Origin of the sequence: Streptomyces sp. RKAG337, assembly GCF_023701715.1 — a bacterium.
Taxonomy (GTDB): domain Bacteria; phylum Actinomycetota; class Actinomycetes; order Streptomycetales; family Streptomycetaceae; genus Actinacidiphila.
This window is the reverse complement of sequence record NZ_JAJOZA010000001.1, coordinates 1,532,748-1,553,303: the sequence shown is the minus strand read 5'-3', so window position 1 is coordinate 1,553,303 and position 20,556 is coordinate 1,532,748. Positions and strand designations below refer to the sequence as shown.

Annotated in this window: 19 protein-coding genes and 2 pseudogenes; 8 read left to right on the top strand and 13 right to left on the bottom strand. The window is 73.4% G+C overall.

Annotation, left to right across the window (positions count from 1 at the left end; genetic code table 11):
• Nucleotides 1–3: 3 nt before the first annotated feature.
• Nucleotides 4–738, top strand: a complete 735-nt coding sequence (gene hemQ / locus LNW73_RS06865; RefSeq protein ID WP_250978213.1) for a hydrogen peroxide-dependent heme synthase — start codon at nt 4–6, stop codon at nt 736–738.
• Between the two features lie 8 nt (nt 739–746).
• Here the strand turns inward: hemQ and LNW73_RS06860 are convergent, their stop codons facing one another.
• The 5 genes and pseudogenes from LNW73_RS06860 to LNW73_RS06840 all read right to left on the bottom strand — a co-directional run bounded on the left by LNW73_RS06860 (nt 747) and on the right by LNW73_RS06840 (nt 6,525).
• A complete protein-coding gene (locus tag LNW73_RS06860) occupies nt 747–2,318 on the bottom strand; it encodes an alpha/beta hydrolase (RefSeq protein ID WP_250989325.1) in 1,572 nt (523 codons plus the stop codon).
• A 158-nt stretch (nt 2,319–2,476) separates the two neighbouring features.
• Complete coding sequence (locus LNW73_RS06855) at nt 2,477–3,217, bottom strand: TIGR04222 domain-containing membrane protein (protein WP_250989324.1); 741 nt, start codon at nt 3,215–3,217, stop codon at nt 2,477–2,479.
• A 109-nt stretch (nt 3,218–3,326) separates the two neighbouring features.
• Nucleotides 3,327–4,349, bottom strand: a complete 1,023-nt coding sequence (locus LNW73_RS06850) for a TIGR04222 domain-containing membrane protein (RefSeq protein WP_250989323.1) — start codon at nt 4,347–4,349, stop codon at nt 3,327–3,329.
• Nucleotides 4,350–4,354: 5 nt separating this feature from the next.
• A pseudogene (locus LNW73_RS06845) lies at nt 4,355–5,698 on the bottom strand (DUF692 domain-containing protein).
• Between the two features lie 137 nt (nt 5,699–5,835).
• The gene (locus LNW73_RS06840) at nt 5,836–6,525 is read right to left on the bottom strand and encodes a peptidyl-tRNA hydrolase (RefSeq protein ID WP_250978217.1); all 690 of its coding nucleotides are present in this window, start codon (nt 6,523–6,525) and stop codon (nt 5,836–5,838) included.
• A 175-nt stretch (nt 6,526–6,700) separates the two neighbouring features.
• Between LNW73_RS06840 and LNW73_RS06835 the strand changes: the two genes are divergently transcribed.
• The 3 genes from LNW73_RS06835 (at nt 6,701) to LNW73_RS06825 (ending at nt 8,868) form a co-directional block, all read left to right on the top strand.
• On the top strand, nt 6,701–7,396 hold the full coding sequence (locus LNW73_RS06835; protein ID WP_250992835.1) for a 4'-phosphopantetheinyl transferase family protein: 696 nt from the start codon (nt 6,701–6,703) through the stop codon (nt 7,394–7,396).
• A gap of 41 nt (nt 7,397–7,437) precedes the next feature.
• Nucleotides 7,438–8,097: a ScbR family autoregulator-binding transcription factor gene (locus tag LNW73_RS06830; RefSeq protein ID WP_250989322.1), complete on the top strand. Its 660-nt coding sequence runs from the start codon at nt 7,438–7,440 to the stop codon at nt 8,095–8,097.
• Nucleotides 8,098–8,190: 93 nt separating this feature from the next.
• Nucleotides 8,191–8,868 (top strand): AIM24 family protein, encoded by a 678-nt coding sequence (locus LNW73_RS06825; RefSeq protein WP_250989321.1) that lies wholly within the window; start codon nt 8,191–8,193, stop codon nt 8,866–8,868.
• A gap of 85 nt (nt 8,869–8,953) precedes the next feature.
• Here the strand turns inward: LNW73_RS06825 and LNW73_RS06820 are convergent, their stop codons facing one another.
• The 6 genes from LNW73_RS06820 to LNW73_RS06795 all read right to left on the bottom strand — a co-directional run bounded on the left by LNW73_RS06820 (nt 8,954) and on the right by LNW73_RS06795 (nt 14,799).
• Nucleotides 8,954–9,832, bottom strand: coding sequence for a lysophospholipid acyltransferase family protein (locus LNW73_RS06820; protein ID WP_250992834.1), 879 nt, complete (start codon nt 9,830–9,832; stop codon nt 8,954–8,956).
• A gap of 62 nt (nt 9,833–9,894) precedes the next feature.
• The gene (locus LNW73_RS06815; protein ID WP_250989320.1) at nt 9,895–10,722 is read right to left on the bottom strand and encodes a GNAT family N-acetyltransferase; all 828 of its coding nucleotides are present in this window, start codon (nt 10,720–10,722) and stop codon (nt 9,895–9,897) included.
• A 182-nt stretch (nt 10,723–10,904) separates the two neighbouring features.
• Entirely contained in the window at nt 10,905–11,309 is a 405-nt protein-coding gene (msrB, locus tag LNW73_RS06810) for a peptide-methionine (R)-S-oxide reductase MsrB (protein WP_250978221.1), read from the bottom strand.
• An 11-nt stretch (nt 11,310–11,320) separates the two neighbouring features.
• Complete coding sequence (gene murC / locus LNW73_RS06805; protein WP_250989319.1) at nt 11,321–12,748, bottom strand: UDP-N-acetylmuramate--L-alanine ligase; 1,428 nt, start codon at nt 12,746–12,748, stop codon at nt 11,321–11,323.
• Nucleotides 12,749–12,853: 105 nt separating this feature from the next.
• Nucleotides 12,854–13,489, bottom strand: a complete 636-nt coding sequence (locus LNW73_RS06800) for a response regulator (protein ID WP_250989318.1) — start codon at nt 13,487–13,489, stop codon at nt 12,854–12,856.
• Nucleotides 13,486–14,799, bottom strand: a complete 1,314-nt coding sequence (locus LNW73_RS06795; RefSeq protein WP_250989317.1) for a sensor histidine kinase — start codon at nt 14,797–14,799, stop codon at nt 13,486–13,488. The genes LNW73_RS06800 and LNW73_RS06795 overlap by 4 nt, the downstream gene beginning before the upstream one ends.
• Nucleotides 14,800–14,990: 191 nt before the next feature.
• Here LNW73_RS06795 and LNW73_RS06790 point away from each other — a divergent pair, with 191 nt between their 5' ends.
• Complete coding sequence (locus LNW73_RS06790) at nt 14,991–16,061, top strand: FtsX-like permease family protein (RefSeq protein ID WP_250989316.1); 1,071 nt, start codon at nt 14,991–14,993, stop codon at nt 16,059–16,061.
• The gene (locus tag LNW73_RS06785) at nt 16,058–16,756 is read left to right on the top strand and encodes an ABC transporter ATP-binding protein (RefSeq protein ID WP_250989315.1); all 699 of its coding nucleotides are present in this window, start codon (nt 16,058–16,060) and stop codon (nt 16,754–16,756) included. The genes LNW73_RS06790 and LNW73_RS06785 overlap by 4 nt, the downstream gene beginning before the upstream one ends.
• A gap of 70 nt (nt 16,757–16,826) precedes the next feature.
• On the opposite strand, the gene LNW73_RS06780 is transcribed toward LNW73_RS06785, so the two are convergent.
• Together LNW73_RS06780 and LNW73_RS06775 are read right to left on the bottom strand one after the other, a co-directional pair.
• Nucleotides 16,827–17,294 carry an indole-3-glycerol phosphate synthase gene (locus LNW73_RS06780; RefSeq protein WP_250978227.1) on the bottom strand — a complete coding sequence of 156 codons (468 nt, stop codon included), beginning with the start codon at nt 17,292–17,294 and terminating at the stop codon, nt 16,827–16,829.
• A 127-nt stretch (nt 17,295–17,421) separates the two neighbouring features.
• Nucleotides 17,422–18,266 (bottom strand): annotated as a pseudogene (locus LNW73_RS06775) (pyrimidine reductase family protein).
• A 183-nt stretch (nt 18,267–18,449) separates the two neighbouring features.
• Between LNW73_RS06775 and zapE the strand changes: the two are divergent.
• Both zapE and LNW73_RS06765 read left to right on the top strand, forming a co-directional pair.
• Nucleotides 18,450–19,562, top strand: a complete 1,113-nt coding sequence (gene zapE / locus LNW73_RS06770) for a cell division protein ZapE (RefSeq protein WP_374118049.1) — start codon at nt 18,450–18,452, stop codon at nt 19,560–19,562.
• 19 nt (nt 19,563–19,581) lie between these two features.
• Nucleotides 19,582–20,544 carry a polyphosphate kinase 2 family protein gene (locus tag LNW73_RS06765; RefSeq protein ID WP_250989314.1) on the top strand — a complete coding sequence of 321 codons (963 nt, stop codon included), beginning with the start codon at nt 19,582–19,584 and terminating at the stop codon, nt 20,542–20,544.
• Nucleotides 20,545–20,556 lie beyond the last annotated feature (12 nt).

Genomic DNA, 20,556 nt, shown 5'->3' with positions numbered 1-20,556 from the left:
GGCATGACTGACTCGACTGCTGCCCCCGACGCCCCGGACAGGACTCCGAACGCCGGCAAGAAGGCGAAGGACCTCAACGAGGTCATCCGCTACACCCTCTGGTCCGTCTTCCGGCTGCGCGACGTGCTGCCCGAGGACCGCTCCGGATACGCCGACGAGGTGGAGGAGCTGTTCGCGCAGCTCGCCGCGAAGGACGTCACGGTGCGCGGCACCTACGACGTGTCGGGGCTCCGGGCGGACGCCGACCTCATGATCTGGTGGCACGCGGAGACCGCGGAGGCGCTGCAGGAGGCCTACAACCTCTTCCGCCGCACCCAGCTCGGCCGCGCGATGGTCCCGGTGTGGTCGAACATGGCGCTGCACCGCCCCGCGGAGTTCAACAAGTCGCACGTCCCGGCGTTCATCGCCGACGAGACGGTGCGCAGGTACGTCAGCGTCTACCCGTTCGTGCGCTCCTACGACTGGTACCTGCTGCCCGACGAGGACCGCCGCCGGATGCTCGCCGACCACGGCAAGATGGCGCGCGGCTTCCCGGACGTGCGGGCCAACACCGTCCCGGCCTTCACGCTCGGCGACTACGAGTGGATCCTCGCCTTCGAGGCGGACGAACTGCACCGCATCGTCGACCTGATGCGGCACCTCCGCGCGTCCGAGGCACGGATGCACGTACGCGAGGAGGTGCCGTTCTACACCGGGCGGCGCAAGGAGATCGGCGAGCTGGTGGCCGGCCTGGCGTAACGCCGGCCCTACGGCTTGGGCTCGGGATGCGGACCGCACGTGGGCGTGCGGTCCGTTCCCGTCTCACCGCGCAGCAGATACGCGTCGACGCGGTTGTTGACACAGGTGTTGGGGCCGTACGCGACGCCGTGCGAGCCGGAGCGCCGCTCGGTGAGGAGTACGGAACCGGGCAGCCGGCGCTGGAGTTCCACGGCGCCCGCGTGCGGCGTCGCGGCGTCGCGCTCGGCGGAGACGAGCAGCACCGGCGGCAGCTCATGGCCGAACGTGCGCACCTCCAGGGGCTGCCGGTGCGGTCCCTTCCAGAAGGCGCACGGCAGGTTCATCCAGGCGTTGTCCCAGGTCTCGAAGGGGGCGGTGCGGGCCAGTGCGGTGTTGTCGCGGTCCCAGGTGAACCAGTCGCGCGGCCAGGGCGAGTCGGCGCACTCGACGGCCGTGTAGACCGCGTTGCCGTTCTCGTTCTCGACGGCCCTGGCCGGGTTGGGGGAGGCCTCGGCGATCAGCGGCTTCGGGTCGCCGTGGACATACGCGGACAGGGCGGCGGCCAGCTCCGGCCAGGTCTCGTCGTAGTACCCGGCGCCGAGGTAGGCGGCCTGCAGCTGGCCGGGGCCGACCACGCCGCCCGCCGGCCGCTCGGCCAGCTCGGACCGCACCGCGTCGTAGGCCTTCTGCACCTGCGCCCGGTCGGTGCCCAGGTGGTACGCGGAGTCGTACTTCGCCACCCAATCGCGCCAGTCGGCCCAGCGGATCTCGAAGGCGGCGTCCTGCTCCAGGTTGGCCTGGTACCAGATCTGGCGCGGGTCGGGATTGACGACGCTGTCGAAGACCATGCGGCGCACATGCCGGGGGAAGAGCGTCGCGTACACCGCGCCGAGGTAGGTGCCGTAGGAGGCGCCGTAGAAGTTGAGCTTGCGCTCGCCGAGCGCGGCGCGGATGACGTCGAGGTCGCGGGCGCTGTTGAGCGAGGTGAGGTACGGCAGCAGATGCCCGGAGCGGCGCTCGCAGCCTTCCGCGTACGCCTTCGCGTCCGCGATCCGGGCCTGCTTGTCGCGCTCGCTGGTCGGCCGCGCGTCGCGGGTGGGGGCCTTGGCGTAGTCCGCGGGGGCCTCGCAGGAGATGGGCGCCGACCGGCCGACGCCGCGCGGGTCGAAGCCCACGAAGTCGTAGGCGCGGGCGGCCTTGGCGTACTCCTTGATCTTCAGGACGCTGAACAGCGGGAAGTACAGCCCCGAGCCGCCGGGTCCGCCGGGGTTGTAGACCAGGGCGCCCTGCCGCTCGCCGGCCGGTCCGGTGGCGGCGACGCGGCTGATGACCAGCTTCAGCCGCTCGCCGTCGGGCCGGGCGTAGTCCAGCGGTACGGACACGGTGCCGCACCGGACGGAGGCGGGCAGCCGGGTCGCGGTGGCGCACTTGCCGTACGTCACCCCGGCCAGAGCGGCGCGCCCGGCGGCGACGGCCACGCCGCGCGCCTCGGCCACCCGGTCGCCGTGCGGCGGTCCCTGGGCCGCCGATCCGGGGGGAGCGATGGCCAGGGTGCTCAGCGCCAGGGTTCCTGCGACGCCGTACAGGGCAATTGATCGCACCAATGATCCTCTCGTGTCAGGTCATGACAAAAGGGATCCTTGGGGCGGTGGTGGATGAAGTAAAGGACAAGCGGCGGGTGTCGTCCTCGACCACCCCGACCACCCCGACCACTCCGACCACCCCGGCCGCGCGGGACGGGCAGGACCGGCCGGGGCCGTCAGCCGAGCGCGGCCCGCTGCGCGGGGTCCAGCAGCGCGCCCGGGCCGCGCACCGCCAGCGCGCTGAGCGGGCCGGGGCCGTCCGGAGCGGCGCGCAGCGCGTCCTGCCCGGCGGGGGAGGCCCAGCGGGTGTACGGGTGCACCTCCACGCGGGCGATGATCCAGCAGCCGGTGGTCAGCAGCAGCGGCAGCACGAACCAGATCTGCGCCGGTCCGCCGTCGGGCTGCCCGCCGGCCGACAGGACCAGAGCGGCGCCGGCCATCAGCAGGTTCAGGAGTATGGCGCCGCGCACCTGCCGGATCCCGGCGGTGACGCTCTCCCGGGCCGCCGCAGGCACCGCGAGGCCGTCGCCCGCGAGCCGCTCCCCGAGGGCGCGGATGGCGCCGGCCGCGGCGTGCGCCACCCGTATCGCGGCGACCGGGGACTGGCCGCCCGGCCCGATCGAGGCGATCAGCGACCGTTCGAGATCGTCGCGTCCCTCGGCGTCGACCACCGTCGCCCACCCGGTGTGCGCGAGCAGCAGCCGCTGCTCGCCCGCCATCGAGACCAGCGTCAGATCGGTGACGCGGCGCGGTCCGCCGGACAGGAACGCCGTCTCGTACAGACCGAGTCCGGCGACCGGGGGCCGGCCGCCGGGCTCGGCGGCGGGCAGCGCGCCCGCCGCGATCGCGGCCCGGCACAGACGGGCGCAGGAGACGACCGCCGCGACGCACGCGACGAGAAGGAACAGCATCCACATAAGGGATTTCTACTCGACGGTAGTGACACTCCGCCGGGAATTCCACGGATCGGCCGGCGGGACCCGTGGGATCCGGGAGATCCGTGGGACCGGTACGGCGGCCGGCCCGTTACGAACTGCTGCTGCCGCAGCTGGAACCCGAGCTGGATCCGCAGCTGGAACCCGAACTCGAGCCGCAGCTGGAACCGGAACTCGAACCACAGCTCGACCCCGAACCCGAACCGCAACTGGACCCTGAACCGCCGCCGCAGCTGGACGACGATCCTCCGCAACTCGCGGCGGAACCACCGCAGCCGGTGCCGCCGCCGGCCCAGCCGCCCGCCGCCTCGCCCCACGAGCCCGGGTCGGACGCGTTGGACGACGGCTGGGAGGACTGCGCCAACTGGTCGCGCAGCACGGTGTCCTGGATCGAGGCGGCACCCGCCAGCGCGAACAGCAGGGTGGCGTCCGAGCCGGTGGTCGCGGTGCGGGAGGCGAGCAGCGGACGGTTGCTGAGGCGGAGCCCGTGCAGCACCCGCTTGCCGGCCGGTGTGAGCCTGCCGCGCGGCGCCGAGCACGTCAGGAGGACGAACAACCCGGTGGCGAGCCCCGGCAGCACCCGTACGAACAGCGGCAGCCCTGAACCGACGACGAGGTGCGGCATCACCTCCGCCAGCGACAGGAACAGCAGCAGGCACCAGACGGTCTTGTGCAGCGTCGACACCCGCCGCCATCTGCGGTGCACCTCGGGCTGGAAGAACAGGCCGCGGCGGGCGAGCCGGTCGCCGATCGACTGCACCGAGGGTCCGGTCAGCACCGCCGTACGCACCTGGCGCAGCCCGCCGCCCCACTCGGCGCCGCAGGCTTCCAGCAGGGCGGTCTCGACCGGATTCCCGGCGACCGGCCGGAGCACGGTCAGCCCTCCGGGAGCGGCCACCGCGATCCGGCCGTCCGCGTGCATCGCCGCGATCACCGTGTCGGCGACCCGGCCGGGACCGCCGGCCAGGAAGGCGGTCTCCAGCGGATCCCGGGGGATGTCGCCGTGGTACGGCCGGGTGAAGCGGCGGGCGCGGATCTTCTCCCCGACGAGATACGCCGAGGTGGCGGCGATCAGCAGGTACACGGTGAGCGTGAGGCCGGTCATGACGGTCATCGAGGTCACCTTCCCGGCAGCGCGGTACGCGCGGCGTCCATGAGCCGGCCGAGCCGTCCGGACCGTCCGCTCCGCGCGGGGCGGCCGGGACGGTCGGCCGCGGACAGCGGCGCGGGACCCGAACGCTCCCGCCACCAGCCGTCCAGCAGGCGGCGGGTGGCGTCGTCGAGCGCTGCCGTGTCCTCGTTCCCGTCCAGGAGATGTTCCGCGAAGCACAGCGCGTCGAGGCGGTAGCCGCCCCGCAGCGGGTGCGTGGCCGCGTACCGCAGGAAGGCGGGGCGGTAGCGGTCGCCGAGGATCTCCGGCAGTTCGGGGCCACCTTGGCGGTCACATCGGCGCGCTTGGCCGCGAGGGCCCGCGACTGGACGCCGATCCGGCCGCGGTCGAAGCCCTCCGGGACGGGCGTGCCCGCCACCAGCGCGGACAGCAGTGCCGTCTGCGCGAGCGCGAGCCGCTGCCGCGCGCCGTCGGCGCCGTCGGGGTCGGACACGGCGCGGGTGTCAGACACAGTGCGCCTCCTGGGGCCGCGCCGCCGACGGGACGCCACGGATCGCCGTGAGTTCCGCGGCCAGTTCGGCAGCGGACGGGAAGTTGTCGTCCCGCTCCAGCAGGACGCCAGGCGGCCGGATCCGCTCGCGCAGCGCCGTGAGCACGTCCAGTACCGGCCGGGTCACCGGATGGGCGTGCGTGTCGTGCCAGACGCCGTCCTTCTCGGTCCCGCCCGCCACATGGACGTAGGCGATGGCCTCCAGCGGCAGTTCGTCGAGCACCGCGACCGGGTCCTCGCCCCGGTTCACATGGTTGGTGTGCAGATTGGCGACGTCGATGAGCAGCCGGACGCCGGTGCGCTCCACCAGCTCGTACAGGAACTCGCCCTCGCTGAACTCCTCGTCGGGCCAGCCGAGCAGCGGCGCGATGTTCTCCAGCGCGAGCGGCACGGGCAGCGCGTCCTGTGCGATGCGGACGTTCGCGCAGAGCACGTCGAGCGCGTCACGGGTGCGGGGCACGGGGAGCAGGTGCCCGGCCTCCAGCCGCGGCGAACCGGTCATCGGCCCGCCGGCCCGCACGAACGCGATGTGCTCGCTGACCAGGGGTGCCCCCAGCAGCCCGATCCGCGTGGCGAGCGCCGCCAGCCGGCCGGGATCCGGGCGCTCCGCGCCTCCGAGGCCCAGCGAGACGCCGTGCGGGATCACCACCGTGCCGCGTTCCCGCAGCCGCCGCAGCGGTTCCGGGAGGTGGTCGGCGCAGAGGTTCTCCGAGACGACCTCCACCCAGTCGACACCGGGCAGCTCCTCGATCGCGTCCGCGATCTCCGGCCGCCAGCCGATACCCGTACCCAAGTCCTTCATGCCGTCCCCCTCCGCGTTTCCCGCACACGCCGTGCCGGGGTGATGGCCCCGCCGGGACCGGGTGAACCCTGCGGGTGGCCGGTTCAGAGCTTGATTTGAGGTTCGAGTGCCGGTGCGGGCCCGCCGCCCGCCCGGCGTTACGCGCTGGTGGTGCGGCGCAGCGGGAGGTAGTCGGAGACGACGGTGCAGGAGCCGGGCACGATCTCGGTGAAACCGGCGTCGCGCACCACGGGAAGGCCGGAGCCGGTGAGCGCCGGCCAGCGGGCGGGCGCCGGAGTGCGGACCGCGAGCGGGAAACCGGCGTCGCGCCACGCGGTGCGTTCGGCGTCCGTCAGTTCCCACCAGGCGAGTTGCGCGCCGTGGCCCGCCTGGGCCATGGCCTTGCCCGCGGACATCTCGAGCTCCGGGTTCATCCACAGCACCGGCAGCCCGGCCTCGGCCGGCGGCGGGGGTTCCGGATCGTCCAGTTCGGTGCCGGAGACCTGGAGCTTCGCCAGCAGCTTGGGCCAGCCGTCCAGCGGGACCGGCGGATAGACCCGTACCTCGGCCGCCAGCCCGGTCACGGTGATGCCCGGCAGATATCCGGCCCGGCGCCACTCCGAGCCGCGTGCCCGGCGGACGACCTTGCGGATCCGGGCGTCCTGCCAGTCCCGTACCGCCTCGGCCCATTCGCCCTCGCCCTCGGCCCGTTCGTCGGACAGCAGGGTGAGCACGGCGCGCGCCGCGGTCTCCAGGGCGTCGGTGCGCGCCGGCGGGTCGTCCTTCTCGATGCGGACGACGAGCGGGAGGACGAACTGGGGCGCCGCGTCGCGGTCGATGCTGGTCACAGCCACAGTCTGCCACCGAGCGGGGCGCCGGACGCGTTCGGTCCGCCGGGGCTCGCCGCCGCGCCCGCCATCGGGTCCGCCCCGTCGGGAACCGCCGACGATCTACGATGACCGGGTGGATACGGCCGCGATACGCGTTCCCAGCGAGCTCGACCCGGTGGCACCGGTCGAGCGGATGGCGCTTCCCGCCCCCGGTGAGCCACCGCTGCTGTGGCTGGTGAACGCGGCCCGGCACGCCGCCTTCGCGGCCCGGCTGGCGGCCGACGTCCTCGACCCGCGGGAACTGCGCAGCGCCGCGGCCTTCCGCGCCGACGCCGACCGCGACTGCTACCGCGCCGCGCACGTCGGACTGCGGCTGCTGCTCGGCGCCCAGCTCGGCAGCGCGCCAGCGGACGTTCGGCTGGTCAGGGAGGACTGCCCGGGGTGCGGCGAGCCGCACGGCCGGCCGGCCGTGGCGGGCGGCGGGGTGCACTTCTCGCTGTCGCACAGCGGCGGCTTCGCCTTGCTGGCGTTCGCCGCGACCCCGGTGGGGGTGGACGTGGAGACCGTTCCGTCCGCCGACGCGGTGGCGGACATCTCCTCCGTGATGCACCGGGTGGAGATCGCCGAACTCGGCGCCCTGGAGCCGCCGGAGCGGCCAGCGGCCTTCGCGCGGGCGTGGGTGCGGAAGGAGGCGTACCTCAAGGGGCTGGGCATCGGTCTCGGCCGCGATCCCTCGGCGGACTACGTGGGGACCGGTGCGGCGCCCCCGCCGGGCCCGGCGGGCTGGTCCATCGCCGACGTGGCCGTGGGGGAGAGCCGCGCCGCCGCGGTCGCCGTCGCCGACCCGGACGCGGCGGCCTCCGTGGCCACGGAGGCCGCCGCGCACTGAACCGGCCGGGCCGCGCGCGGCGTCCGGACTTCTCAGCACAGGTGCCGGCGTTCACCGGTCTCCGAGGACCGTTCGACGGCGTCCAGGACGCGGTGCATCCGGGCCGCCGTGCCGAAGTCGGGCTCGGCCGGCTCGCCGGTCCTGCGAAGGGGGCGCTCTACTTCCACTTCGCGTCGAAGGAAGCCCTCCGCGAAGCCCTCGTCGCCGAGCAGTTCGCCGTCTGGAGCCCGTTCCGGAACGTGGCGGACCCCGGTGTCCAGACGGTGATCGACCTGCTCCACAGCATGGCGAAGAGCCTGCGGGAGAACGAGCGGGTCCGCGCCGGCATCCGGCTGGTGGTCGAGCAGAGCACGCTGCGGGGCGCCAACCCCGCGCCGTACCTCACCTGGATCGACCTCTTCCGCAACTGCCTCACACAGGCGCAGGGCCGGGGTGACGTCAAACCCGAGGTCGATGTGGACTCGGTGGCGAAGTTCATCGTCGGCTGCTGGACCGGACTCCAGCTCACGTCGGACGTGCTCACCGGACGGCAGGACCTCACCCGGCGCACCTCGGACATGTGGAACCTGCTGCTGCCGGCCCTCGTTCCACCGCGCCGGATGAAGCGCTTCCTGCCGGACGGCAGTCCGGAGGTCCTCGCGACGGCCGCAGCGCCCACCGCCGGATCGGCGCCGGCAGGTACGTCCCGCCCTCGACCGTGAGCCGTCGGAGGTGCCTGGCACGGCCGGTTCCCGTGCAGCCCATGGGGCCAAAAGCCTTGGCGGGGAAGGGGTCGGCGGGTCAGGATGGCGATCATGAACAGTGACCTCTTCGCGGCCGAGAACATGGCCAAGCCGGCCACCGAGCCCGGTATGACCCTGGAGAACGCCAAGTCCATCAAGTACGCGGTGAACGGCGAGTGTTACGCCCGCCAGGGGGCGATGATCGCCTTCCGCGGCAACCTCCAGTTCGAGGTGAAGGGCCAGGGCGTCGGCAAGTTCCTCAAGCGCGCCTTCACCGGAGAGGGACTGCCCCTGATGTCCGTGCGCGGCCTGGGCGAGGCGTGGTTCGCGCACGAGGCGGCCAACTGCTTCATCATCAGCCTCGATCAGGGCGACGCCATCACGATGAACGGCCGCAACGTGCTGTGCTTCGACACCACGCTCGCGTATGAGATCAAGGTGGTGAAGGGCGCAGGGATGGTCGGCGGCGGCCTCTTCAACAGCGTCTTCACCGGTTACGGCCGGCTCGGCGTGATCTGCGAGGGCAACCCCATCATCATCCCCGTCAGCCAGCAGTCGCCGGTCTACATAGACACCGACGCGGTCGTCGGCTGGAGCGCCCACCTGCAGACCTCCCTGCACCGCTCGCAGAGCTTCGGCTCGATGCTGCGCGGCGGCTCCGGGGAAGCGCTGCAGCTCATGCTGCAGGGCGACGGGTTCGTCATCGTCCGGCCGAGCGAAGGCGCCTCCGTCCCGCCGCACTCCCACTGACATGAGGCTGGAGGGCGTCGGCCGGCACTACGGCCTCGGCGGGCCCTGGGTGCTGCGGGCGTCCACCGCTTCGCGGACGGCCGGCTCACCGCCCGCCGCTGACGAGCCGGCCCTCCGGACGCCGGCGGGATTCGGGGGGCGGGCCGTGCCGGTCCTGCGGGACGGACTCCGGCCCGGCCACCGCCCGCTGGGCCGCCCGTGCCAGCGAACGGCGGTCGTGGTGGGCACCGGGCGGGATCGGGGGCAGCACGCTGACCTCGGCGACGAGGCCGCGGGCGGCGGTCACCCGCAGCAGCGAGGCCACCAGTGTGTCCTCACCGACGAACGCGGCCGCCGTGGCCGGACCCGCGCCGAGCCGGTACCGGATCAGTACCGGCTGCACCGCGACCCCCGCGTCCAGTGCCGCCTGGAACACGGCGGGCCGGAAGCGGCCCTGCCGCCGTCCGCACCAGGTGCTGCCCTCCGGGAACACCACGACCGGGGTGCCCGCGCGCAGCACCGAGGCGATCCGGGCGACGGTGCCGGGCAGCGCCCGCAGCCGGTCGCGTTCGATGAACAGGGTGCCGCCGCGGGACACCAAGGCGCCCAGGAAGGGCCAGGACGCGATCTCGCTCTTGGCGAGCATCCGGGCCGGGCGGACGGCGGCGACCAGCGGGATGTCCAGCCAGGAGATGTGGTTGGCCACCACCAGCACACCGCCCGCCGGGACGCCCACCGCACCGGACACCCGGATCCGGACCCGCACCCCGAAGGCGGCGGGCACCGTCCGGGCCCAGGCCCGGGTGAGCCGGCCCCGCAGCGCCGGACGGCAGCAGCGCACCAGCGGCGCCAGGGCGAGCCCGGCGGCCACCACCACGATCCCCGCCGCGCAGCGCGCCGCCTGACGTGGCCGTCCGACGGTCGCGATGGTCCCGGCCAGACAGTGTCCGGGGGTGCAGGGCGCACTCGGCAGCCAGTGCGGCACACCGGTCGGCGGCGCCGTGGGGGGAACCGCCACCGTGTCGGGTGACGGGCGCGTCAGGAGTCTCATTGGGTGGGGGCGAGCGAGAGGAAGTGCCGCAGATAGCGCGGGTCGGTCCGGCGCAGCGACAGCAGGATGTACAGGTCGGCGACGCCGAAGTCCGGGTCGTGCGCGGGTTCGCCGCAGACCCAGGCGCCCAGCCGCAGATAGCCGCGCAGCAGCGGCGGCAGGGCGTTGCGGCCGCCGGGGCGCGGCCGTTCGATGCCCGTCGGGTCCCAGGCGCGCAGCGGCCGCACCCGGTGCTCCTCGGGCGACAGGTGGCGGGTCCGCACGGTGTCCCACACCCCGGCGGCGGACGTCCCGCCGTCGGCGAGCGGCACCGAGCAGCAGCCGGCCAGCCAGTTGTGGCCGGTGCGCACCAGATAGCGGGCGATACCCGCCCACATCAGGCTGATCACCGCTCCGTCCCGGTGGTCGGGGTGCACGCAGGACCGGCCGACCTCGACCAGGTCGCCGCGGATGGCCGCGTGCCGGGAGAGGTCGAACTCGCTCTCCCCGTACAGCCGCCCGGCCGCGGCGGCGCGCTCCGGCGGCAGCAGCCGGTAGGTGCCGACGACCGTGCCGGTGGTCTCCTCGCGGACGATCAGGTGGTCGCAGTGGGCGTCGAAGGAGTCGATGTCCCAGCCGGGTTCCGGGGAGTCGAGCAGTGCTCCCATCTCACCGGCGAAGACCTGGTGGCGCAGCCGCTGCGCGGCCCGTACGTCCGCCGCGTCCCGGGCCAGCGACACGGAGTAGCGCGGGCTTCCGGCGGCGGCTGGGGAGGCGGGGGGAGGGGTGATGGAAGGGGCGGAGGAGTCGGGGACGGCGGTGGCGAAGGATTCCAGGGTCGTCATGGGTACTTCATCGCCGCGCCGGCTGGACTTGACGTGACCATTGCGAGGCGCCGTGATGTGAGGTGCCTGAATGCCTGCCTGCCCTGGGCCGAACCACGGCATCGGCCGGGCCGCGCACCCCCTGGATGCACGGCCCGTGCCCGCGGGATCACTCCCGGTGGGTCACTCCCGCGGGGCCGGGGTCACTCCTGCGGGGCCAGCCGCAGCGAGATCGAGTTGATGCAGTAGCGCTGATCGGTGGGCGTGCCGTAGCCCTCGCCCTCGAAGACATGGCCGAGGTGGGATCCGCACGTCGCGCAGCGGACCTCGGTGCGCACCGCGCCCATGCTGCGGTCCTCGATCAGCTCGACGGCGGCCGAGTCGGCCGGGTCGTAGAAGGACGGCCAGCCGCAGTGCGACTCGAACTTCGTGTCCGAGCGGAACAGCTCCGCACTACAGGCACGGCAGGAGTAGACACCGGTGGTCTTGGTGTCGGTGTACTCGCCGACGAAGGGCCGTTCGGTGCCGGCCTCGCGCAGGACCGCGTACTCCTGGGGGGACAGCTCCTCGCGCCACTGCTCGTCGGACTTCTCGACTTCGTACGGCATGCCGTTGCTCCTCAGTTCTGGCTCTCCAGGCGGGACAGGATGAGCGGACCGAGGTCGGTCACGTCGCCCGCGCCCATAGTGAGAACAAGGTCGCCGGGCTTGGCCATTCCGGCGATCACGTCCGGGATCGCGTCCTTGTCGTGCTCGGTCGTCACATCGGCGCCCGCGGCGGTGGCCGCGTCGGTGATCAGGGCGCTGGTGATGCCGGGGATCGGGTCCTCGCGGGCCGGGTAGATGTCCAGCACCACGGAGGCGTCGGCCAGCGCCAGCGCCTGGCCCATCTCCACGCCGAGCTCACGGGTGCGGCTGAACAGGTGCGGCTGGAAGACCACCAGCACGCGCGATCCTCCCCCAACCTCCGGCCGGGAGGGGCCCCCAACGGCGCCCTTGATGGCCTCCAGGTCGGCGGTCATCTCGGTGGGGTGGTGGGCGTAGGAGTCGATCACCTGGACGCCGGCCGCCTCGCCCTTGAGCTGCAGGCGGCGCCGGACGCCGGTGTACTTGGCGAGCGCCGAGGCGAGATTGCGCGCGGGCGTGCCGAGCGCGATACCGGCGGCGAGCGCCGCCACCGCGTTGTGCGCGTAGTGCCGGCCGGGCACGGACACGGTGAAGGTGAGCATCCGCCCGTCGAGCAGGACGGTGACCTCGCTCGTCAGACCCCGCTGGTTGATCTTGGTGATCCGCAGGTCGGCGCCCTCGGACTCCCCGACGGTGACGATGTTCAGCCCGCCGATGTCGCGGACCCGCGAGGTCAGCTCGACGGCGCCCGGCTGGTCGGCGGAGATGACGAGCGTGCCGCCGGGCCGGATCCGGCCGACGAACGTCTCGAAGGAGTCGTAGATCTCGTCCATCGACGCGTAGTTGGCGTGGTGGTCCAGCTCCACGTTGAGGATGATCGCGACCTCGGGGGCGTACTTGTGGAAGCTGCGGTCGCTTTCGTCCGCCTCCGCCACGAAGATCTCGCCGCCGCCGTGCTGGGCGTTGGAGCCGGGCGCGTCCAGGTCGCCGCCGATGGCGTACGAGGGGTCGAGGCCGAGCGCGGTGAGGCTGACCGCGAGCATCGAGGTGGTGGTGGTCTTGCCGTGGGTGCCGGCCACCGCGATCGGGCGGGTGCCGTCCATCAGCGCGGCGAGCGCGTCGGACCGGTGCACGACCGGGATGCCGCGCTCGGCGGCCGCCGCCAGCTCCGGGTTCTCCGCGCGGATGGCGCTGGAGACGACCACGCAGGTGGCGTCGGCGGCCAGATGCCGGGCGTCATGGCCGATGCGCACCGCGACCCCGAGGGCGCGCAGCGCCTCGGCCGTCTCGGAGTCCTTCGCGTCGCTGCCCGCGACCGTGGCGCCGCGCTGCGCGAGGATCTTGGCGATCCCCGACATTCCGGCTCCGCCGATGCCGATGAAGTGCGGTCGGTCCATCGTGGAGGGAATGGTGGGGCTCATACGTGGATCTCCCGGGACGTCTCGAACGGCTTGCCTGCGGTCCCGATTCTCGCACTTTCCTCTACTGGCTCGGCGCAGCGTTGTCAGTAGCACCGATGCCACATTTCAGGAGGCCCGGATCAGCCCGCTGCTCAGCCCCGCCGCGATGGCGCCGGTGCGGCTGTCGACGTCGAGTTTGTCGTAGATGTGCACCAGATGCGTCTTGACGGTGGCCTCGCTGATGAAGAGCCGGCGGGAGATCTGCTTGTTGGCCAGCCCCTCGGCGAGCAGCTGCAGGATCTCCGCCTCCCGCGGCGACAGCGTGGGCCGCCCCGACCTGACCCTGCCCAGCAGCCGGGCGGCGACCGGCGGGGCCAGCACCGTCTCGCCCCGCGCGGCGCAGCGGACGGCGGCGGCGACCTCCTCCGGAGGCGCGTCCTTGAGCAGATAGCCGGTGGCGCCGGCCTCGACGGCCGCCAGGATGTCGGCGTCGGTGCTGTACGTGGTCAGGATGAGGACGGCCGGCGGGTCCGGCAGCGCGGTGATCCGCCGGGTGGCCTCCACCCCGTGCATGCCGGTGCCCATCTGCAGATCCATGAGGACCACGTCAGGACGCGGTACGGTCCCGCCGGCCAGCAGCCGCAACGCCTCGGCGCCGTCGGCGGCCTCGCCGACCGCCGCCAGCTCCGGCAGGTCGTCGACCATGGCGCGCAGCCCGCGCCGTACGACGGGGTGGTCGTCGACGATCAGGATCCGGATCACCTCGGCACCGCGACCAGTGCCGGCCGTGCGTCCGGTGCCGGAACGACCGCGTCGGCCGCGGGCACCGGAAGGGCCGCCGCGACCGCCGTGCCCTCGCCCGGCGCGGACTCGACGGTCAGCGTGCCGCCGAGCCCGGCGATGCGCTCGCGCATGCCGTGCAGGCCGAAGGAGACGCGCTCACCGGCCGCGGGCCGGCCGCCGGGGTCCTGCGGGGTGAAGCCGACCCCGTCGTCGTACACGTCCAGCGTCACCTGGCCGTCGAGGAAGACCAGCGTCACGGCGGCGTTGCGGGCCCGCGCGTGCCGGGCGACGTTGGCCAGCGCCTCCTGGGTGAGCCGCAGCAGGGCGACCTCCGCCTCGATGGGCAGCGGGTACGGATCGCCGTCCAGCCGGAAGACGATTTCTGGAGCGGGCTGCGCGGACGCCTGCGGGCCGGAGCCGAAACCGGCCGTGATGCGGCGCAGCGCCTCCGGCAGCGCGGCGTCCTGGAGGGCGGGCGGCGTGAGGTCCTGCACGAAGCGGCGGGCCTCGGCGAGGTTCTCCGACGCCGTGCGTCCTGCCTCCTGGATCCGTTCGCTCGCCGTGCCGGCGCCCGCGCCGCCGGGCAGCAGCGCGCTGTCCGCGGCACGGGCCAGCAGCACGATGCTGGACAGCCCTTGCGCCAGCGTGTCGTGGATCTCCCGGGCGAGCCGCTGCCGCTCGGCGAGCCGGCCGGCCTCGCGCTGGGAGGCCGCCAGTTCGTCCCGCGTCCTCGTCAGGTCGTCGATCAGCCGCTGGCGCTGCCTGCTCTCGCGGTACAGCGCCGCGTACCCGAACGCGGTGAGCACGGCGACGGCCGCGCCCGCGGACGGTCCGATGACCTTCGCGGCGGTGAGACCGTCCGGCCCGTGCGACTGCGCGACGACGATCAGCGCGGTCGCGGCGCCGACGGCCGGCAGCGACCAGCGCGGCGGCAGCACGTGCAGATACAGGAAGAACAGCGGGAAGACGACGTAGCTGAAGTCCCGGTCGGCGAGCAGCAGTCCGATCCACAGGGCGGTGACGGCGGCGAGCCAGCCCAGCACCCAGGACCGCGAGGGGTCCCGGCGCTCGCGCAGCACGCCCGCGCCGTAGACCAGCCCGAGCAGCAGGCCCGGCACCAGCAGCGCGGCCGGCCCGCCGCCGAACGCGACGGGGCCGAGCGCCACGGCGAGCAGCACGAAGAAGGTGCCGTGCAGGGCGGCGCGCATCAGGCGCAGTGCGGGGGTGTCCTCGGGCGTACGGGAGCCGGTGGGCCGGCCCGGGGACAGGGATATGCCGGAGTTGCTCACATCTACCGAGGGTACGGGGAGCCGGACGGCCCCGGCGGCGGCGCGGCATCAACCTTTCGATGGATTCCGGTACCGCTCCTCTCCCTGATGGCAGCGGCGGCCCGGCCGGACAGCCTTGAGGAAGAGCCGGGAGAAGGCGCAGCCGGACGACCCGGCCGAACCGAGCAGTCCGACCCAGGAGGGTCCAGAAGGTGTTCGTCGCACTCCGTGACATCAGATTCGCCAAGGGGCGGTTCGCCCTCATGGGCGTGGTCGTCACGCTCATCACCACGCTCGTCGTGTTCCTCTACGGCCTGACGGGCGGGCTCGGCCGCGACGCCTCGTCCGCCGTCGACGAGCTGCCCGTGACCGACATCGTGTTCGGCGCCCCGGCCGGAGCCGCCGCCGAGGTGTCGTTCAGCAGCAGCACGATCAGCGCCGCCCAGGCCGCGGCCTGGGCCGGCACCCCCGGCGTCGGCTCCGCCGAACCGCTCGGCGTCGCGATGACCCGGGCCGCGGGGGCCACCGCGGCGGGCTCGGTGAGCCTCTTCGGCGGCGCGGCGGACCTGCTGCCGCCGCTGCTCTCCGGCAGCGCCCCGCGCGACGGCCAGGTCGCGGTGAGCCGGTCGGTCGCGGACACCTACGGCGTCGGCCCCGGCGGGACGCTCGGGCTCGGCACCGAGAAGGTCACGGTGTCGGGGATCACCGCCACCCGCTCGTACGGGCACGCCGCGACCGTCTGGACCACCCTCGCCACCTGGCAGCGGATCAGCGGCCAGCGGCAGCCCACCGTGCTCGCCGTCCGCCGGTCAGGGGCGGACCTGGGAGCGGCCGACGCGGCGCGGGGGACCAGGACCGTCGCGCGCGGCGACGCGCTCGTGGGAATCGACGGCTACCAGGCCGAGCACCTCAGCCTGCAGATGATCCAGGTGTTCCTGTTCGCGGTGAGCGCCCTGGTGACCGGCGCGTTCTTCACGGTCTGGACGGTGCAGCGCAAGCCCGACGTGGCGGTGCTCAAGGCGATCGGCGCGAGCAGCGGCTATCTGGTGCGCGACGCGCTCGCGCAGGCGCTGGCGGTGCTCGGCGGCGGGGCGCTGCTCGGCGGTGCGATCGGGGCCGGGGGAGGCGCGGTCGCCGCCTCGGCGGTGCCGTTCGCGGTCGGCCCGGCCACCGTCGCCGTGCCCGTCGCCGTCATGGTGCTGCTCGGCCTGGCCGGTTCGGCCCTCGCGATCGCCCGCATCACCTCCGTCGACCCGCTGACCGCGCTGGGAGCCAACCGATGACCGTCCTCTCGCTCGACTCCGTCCGGCTCACCTATCCGGACGGGGACCGCCGGCTGACCGCGCTCGACGCCGTGTCCCTGGAGGTCGCGGCGGGTGAACTGCTGGCGGTGGCCGGGCCGTCGGGCTCCGGCAAGTCCAGCCTCCTGGCGGTGGCCGCGACCCTGCTGCGGCCCGACTCCGGACAGGTCGTCGTGGCCGGCCGGGACACCACGCGGCTGACCGACAAGGAGCGCACCGCGCTGCGCCGCGAGCACATCGGCATCGTCTTCCAGCAGTCGAACCTGCTCGGTTCGCTGACCGCGCTGGAGCAGCTGCTCGTCGTCGAGCACCTGCGCGGCCGGCCGGTGCGGGCGGCCCGGGAGCGGGCCGGGGCGCTGCTCGACTCGGTCGGCCTCGACGCGGCGAAGCGCGCCCGGCGGCCGCACCAGCTGTCCGGTGGGGAGCGCCAGCGGGTGAACATCGCCCGCGCGCTCTTCGGCCGCCCGGCGGTCCTGCTGGTCGATGAACCGACCTCGGCCCTCGACCACGAACGCGGCGCGCGGATCGTCGACCTGCTGGCCCGTGTCACCGCCGAGCACGGCACGGCGACCGTCATGGTCACCCACGACCGCGCCCTGATGGCCCGCGCCGACCGCCTCCTGGACATGACGGACGGCCGGCTGGCCGCGGTTCCGACGCCTGCCGGCCGGCCCTGACAGCAGCGCGACCCCGGCCGTTCCCGGCCGGGGTCGCGCTGTTCCGCCGATTCTCCGTCGTGGTCGGTTCTCAGTCGTGCTGAGCGAAGAGCTTCAGGACCGGGACCCCCACCTTGTGCCGCGCCCGCGACGTCCAGTCGCGGTGGAAGAACTCCTCCACGAAGTGCGGCGCGGTCAGCACGATCACCTCGTCGGCATGGGTCTGCTCGACCACCGACTTCAGCAGGTCCAGCGGGTGGTCCTCGACCACCTCGCCGATCGCCTCCACGCCGGCGGCGCGCAGCGAGGCCAGCGAGTGGCTCAGGGCCCGCTCGGCCGGAAGCGTGGCCTCCTGCCCCTCGGGTACCTCGTTTTCCTTGGCGGCGTCGTCCAGGTAGCCGAGGGCGACATCGTCCACGGCCCGCAGAAGCCGGTCCTGGTCGCCGCGCGGCTGCATGAGTACGACGAAGGAGACGGGCTCGTCGCCGTGGAGTGTGGTCACGAGCTCCACATCGGCGGGGGCGAGCGGCTTCTCGATCATGAGTACGGTCGTGAACACGGACGCGTCCTTCTTTCTCGTGGGCCACCGGGCCGGCACAGAAACCATCCTGCCCCGACTCCGTACGGGGCACGCGGTGTAAGTGTTCCCGCACGACAGCAAACGGAACGACATATTCCGCAGATTGTCAGCCGCGGGTGTAACGGGTGAACAGGAAACCGTCCTCTTCGAGGATCGAGGTGGGGGAGAAACGTTCCGGCACGGTGACTCCGGGGCCGTTCATGATCCGCGGGGCATCCCCCGCGGTCAGGAGTGGAGCGATGGTCAGACACAGCTCGTCGACTACCCCGGCAGCGGTGAACTGTGCCAACAACCGCGGACCGCCCTCGTGCAGCAGCCTGGTGAGCCCCAGCTCCGCCAGTTCGCGGACCGCCCGCACCGGATCGGCGCCGGCCCCGTCGCCCGCCGTGACGACGTGCGCGCCGGCCTTCGTGGCAGCCGCCACCCGCTCGGGGGCGCGGTGGCGCCGGTCAGGATCAGCGTCGGGATCAGCGGCGCGGTGAACAGCGGCAGCGAGAAGTCCAGGTCCAGGCTCGCGCTGACGACGGCGATCACCGGCGCCGGCGACTGGCCGGCGGCCGCCCGCCGTTCCGCGAACGCCTCCCGCGCCTTCGCCGGCCGGTAGCCCTCCTGCCGGACCGTCTCCGCGCCGACGACCACCACGTCGGCCAGCGCCCGCAGTGTGCCGAACACCCGCAGGTCGGCCGCCGAGGACAACCCCTGGGACTTCCCGTCATGCCAGGCGGCGCCGTCCAGGGACGCCACCATGTTCGCCCGCAGCCACGGGCCTCCGGCCCGGTCCGGATAGGCATACGCGTCGGCCAGCCCGTCGAGCGAGTCCAGCGGGTCCGCGGCGTCCGGAGCAGCCGGGGAGCCCGGGGAGTCCCTCGGGTGCCGGGACCCGGGCGCGGCGGGGCTCTCGCCGGCGCTGGGGGCGGGACGGGCACTGGGCACGGGAAACAGGCGGCGCATGCCCCGCAGTCTGGCACGCGGCCCTTTCCAGGGCGATGATCGGCCCGCTCCGAACGGGCACCGGCCCGGCCGGCCGCTCTCCGGACGCCGGGCGGGACCGGCCCGGCCGGCCGCCCGAAGCCGGGAGTGGGGTCCGCCACACTGCCGTGGCACTGCGTGCCGGAGGGACTAGGCTGAATGGTTGTGTCAACCCCTGTCTCCGCCCTCGCCCAGACCGCCGGTTCCGCCCCCGTCGCCGGAGGCCCGGCGACCCTGTGCGGCCGGATGCCCCAGGTACCCGCGGACCGGCTGGTCGCCGAAATGGTGCCGCCGCCGCGCTTCGACACCGTCCGGTTCGACAACTACCTCCCGGACCCCGATCAGCCCAGCCAGACGGACGCGGTGAAGGCGCTCAGCGGCTTCGCGGCGACCCTCGGCGGGGCGACGGCGGTCAACGGCGGCAGGAAGCGCTGGTTCCGGCGCGAGTCCCAGGCCCCGGCCGGGCCCGGCGGGGTCTACCTCGACGGCGGGTACGGCGTCGGCAAGACCCACCTGCTCGCCTCGCTCTGGCACGCGGCCCCCGCGCCGCGCGAGCTGAAGGCGTTCGGCACGTTCGTGGAGCTCACCAACCTCGTCGGGGCGCTCGGCTTCCAGCAGGCGGTACAGGCCCTGAGCGGCCACCGGCTGGTCTGCATCGACGAGTTCGAGCTGGACGACCCGGGCGACACCGTGCTGGTGTCCTCCCTGCTCGGCAAGCTCGCCGACGCGGGCGTGAAGCTCGCCGCGACGTCGAACACGCTGCCGGGCAAGCTCGGCGAGGGCCGCTTCGCCGCCTCCGACTTCATGCGGGAGATCCAGGGGCTGTCCTCCCGCTTCCTCCCGCTGCGCATCGACGGCCAGGACTACCGGCACCGCGGACTGCCCGAGGCCCCGTCGCCCTACTCCGACCGGCAGGTCACCGAGGCGGCGGACCGTAAGCCGGGAGCCTCGCTCGACGACTTCGGCCCGCTCCTCGACCACCTGGCGCGGGTCCACCCCAGCCGCTACGGAGCGCTGTGCGACGGCGTCGACGCTGTCTTCCTGCGGGCCGTGCAACCGGTGACCGACCAGGCCACGGCGCTGCGGCTGGTGGTGCTCGCCGACCGGCTGTACGACCGCGAGGTGCCCGTGATGGCCTCCGGCACCCCGTTCGACCAGATCTTCAGCGAGGAGATGCTGGCCGGCGGCTACCGCAAGAAGTACTTCCGGGCCATATCGCGGCTCACCGCGCTCGCCCGTGACGCGAAGCAGCTCCCCGGCGCTGGCGCCACCGCCTGATCCGTCGCAGGATCGAGGCATGGCGAAGGACGGCAAGAGCGACAAGGCCGGAAAGAGTGACAAGGCCGGCAAGCACGGCAAGGACGAACCGGACCGGAAGAGCGGCAAGGGCGGGACGCGGGACGACGTGGACGCCCCCGTCGCCGACCTCCGCTCGCTGCTGCGGGTGACACCGGGCGGTGGCCCGGTCCGGCTGAAGGCGCACGACTCCTCCGGCACCCCCGGCGGGCCGTCCGGCAAGAAGCAGGCGCTGGCCGAGACCGCGGAGATGGGCGTACGCCTGGCCGAACTGCAGGAACGGCTCTTCGCGCAGAGCACGGCGGGCGACCCGCGCGCCCTGCTGCTGGTGCTGCAGGGCATGGACACCTCCGGCAAGGGCGGCACGGTCAAGCACGTCGTCGGCCAGTTCAACCCGTCAGGGCTGCGGATGCGCGCCTTCAAGGCGCCGACGCACGAGGAGCAGCAGCACCCCTTCCTCTGGCGGATCCGCCGGGCGCTGCCGCGCCCCGGCGAGGTCGGCATCTTCGACCGCTCGCACTACGAGGACGTGCTGATCGTCCGGGTCCGGAACCTGGTGCCGCGCGCCACCTGGTCCAAGCGCTACCGGACGATCAACGCGTTCGAGCAGTCGCTCGTCGACGACGGCGCCACCATCGTGAAGGTCTTCCTGCACATCGGCCACGACGAGCAGCGCGACCGGCTGCTGGAGCGGCTCGACAACCCGGAGAAGCACTGGAAGTTCAACGTAGGTGACATCGAGGAACGGGCCCTGTGGCCCGACTACCAGCAGGCGTACGAGGTCGCGTTGCAGAAGTGCTCCACCGACGCCGCGCCCTGGTACCTGGTCCCCGCGGACCGCAAATGGTACCGGAACTGGGCGATCAGCAAGCTGCTGCTGGAACACCTGGAGCTGATGGACCCGGCCTACCCGAAGGGCGATTTCGACGTCGAGGAGTGCCGGGCGCGGCTGCTCGAATCCTGACCGCGAGTCCGG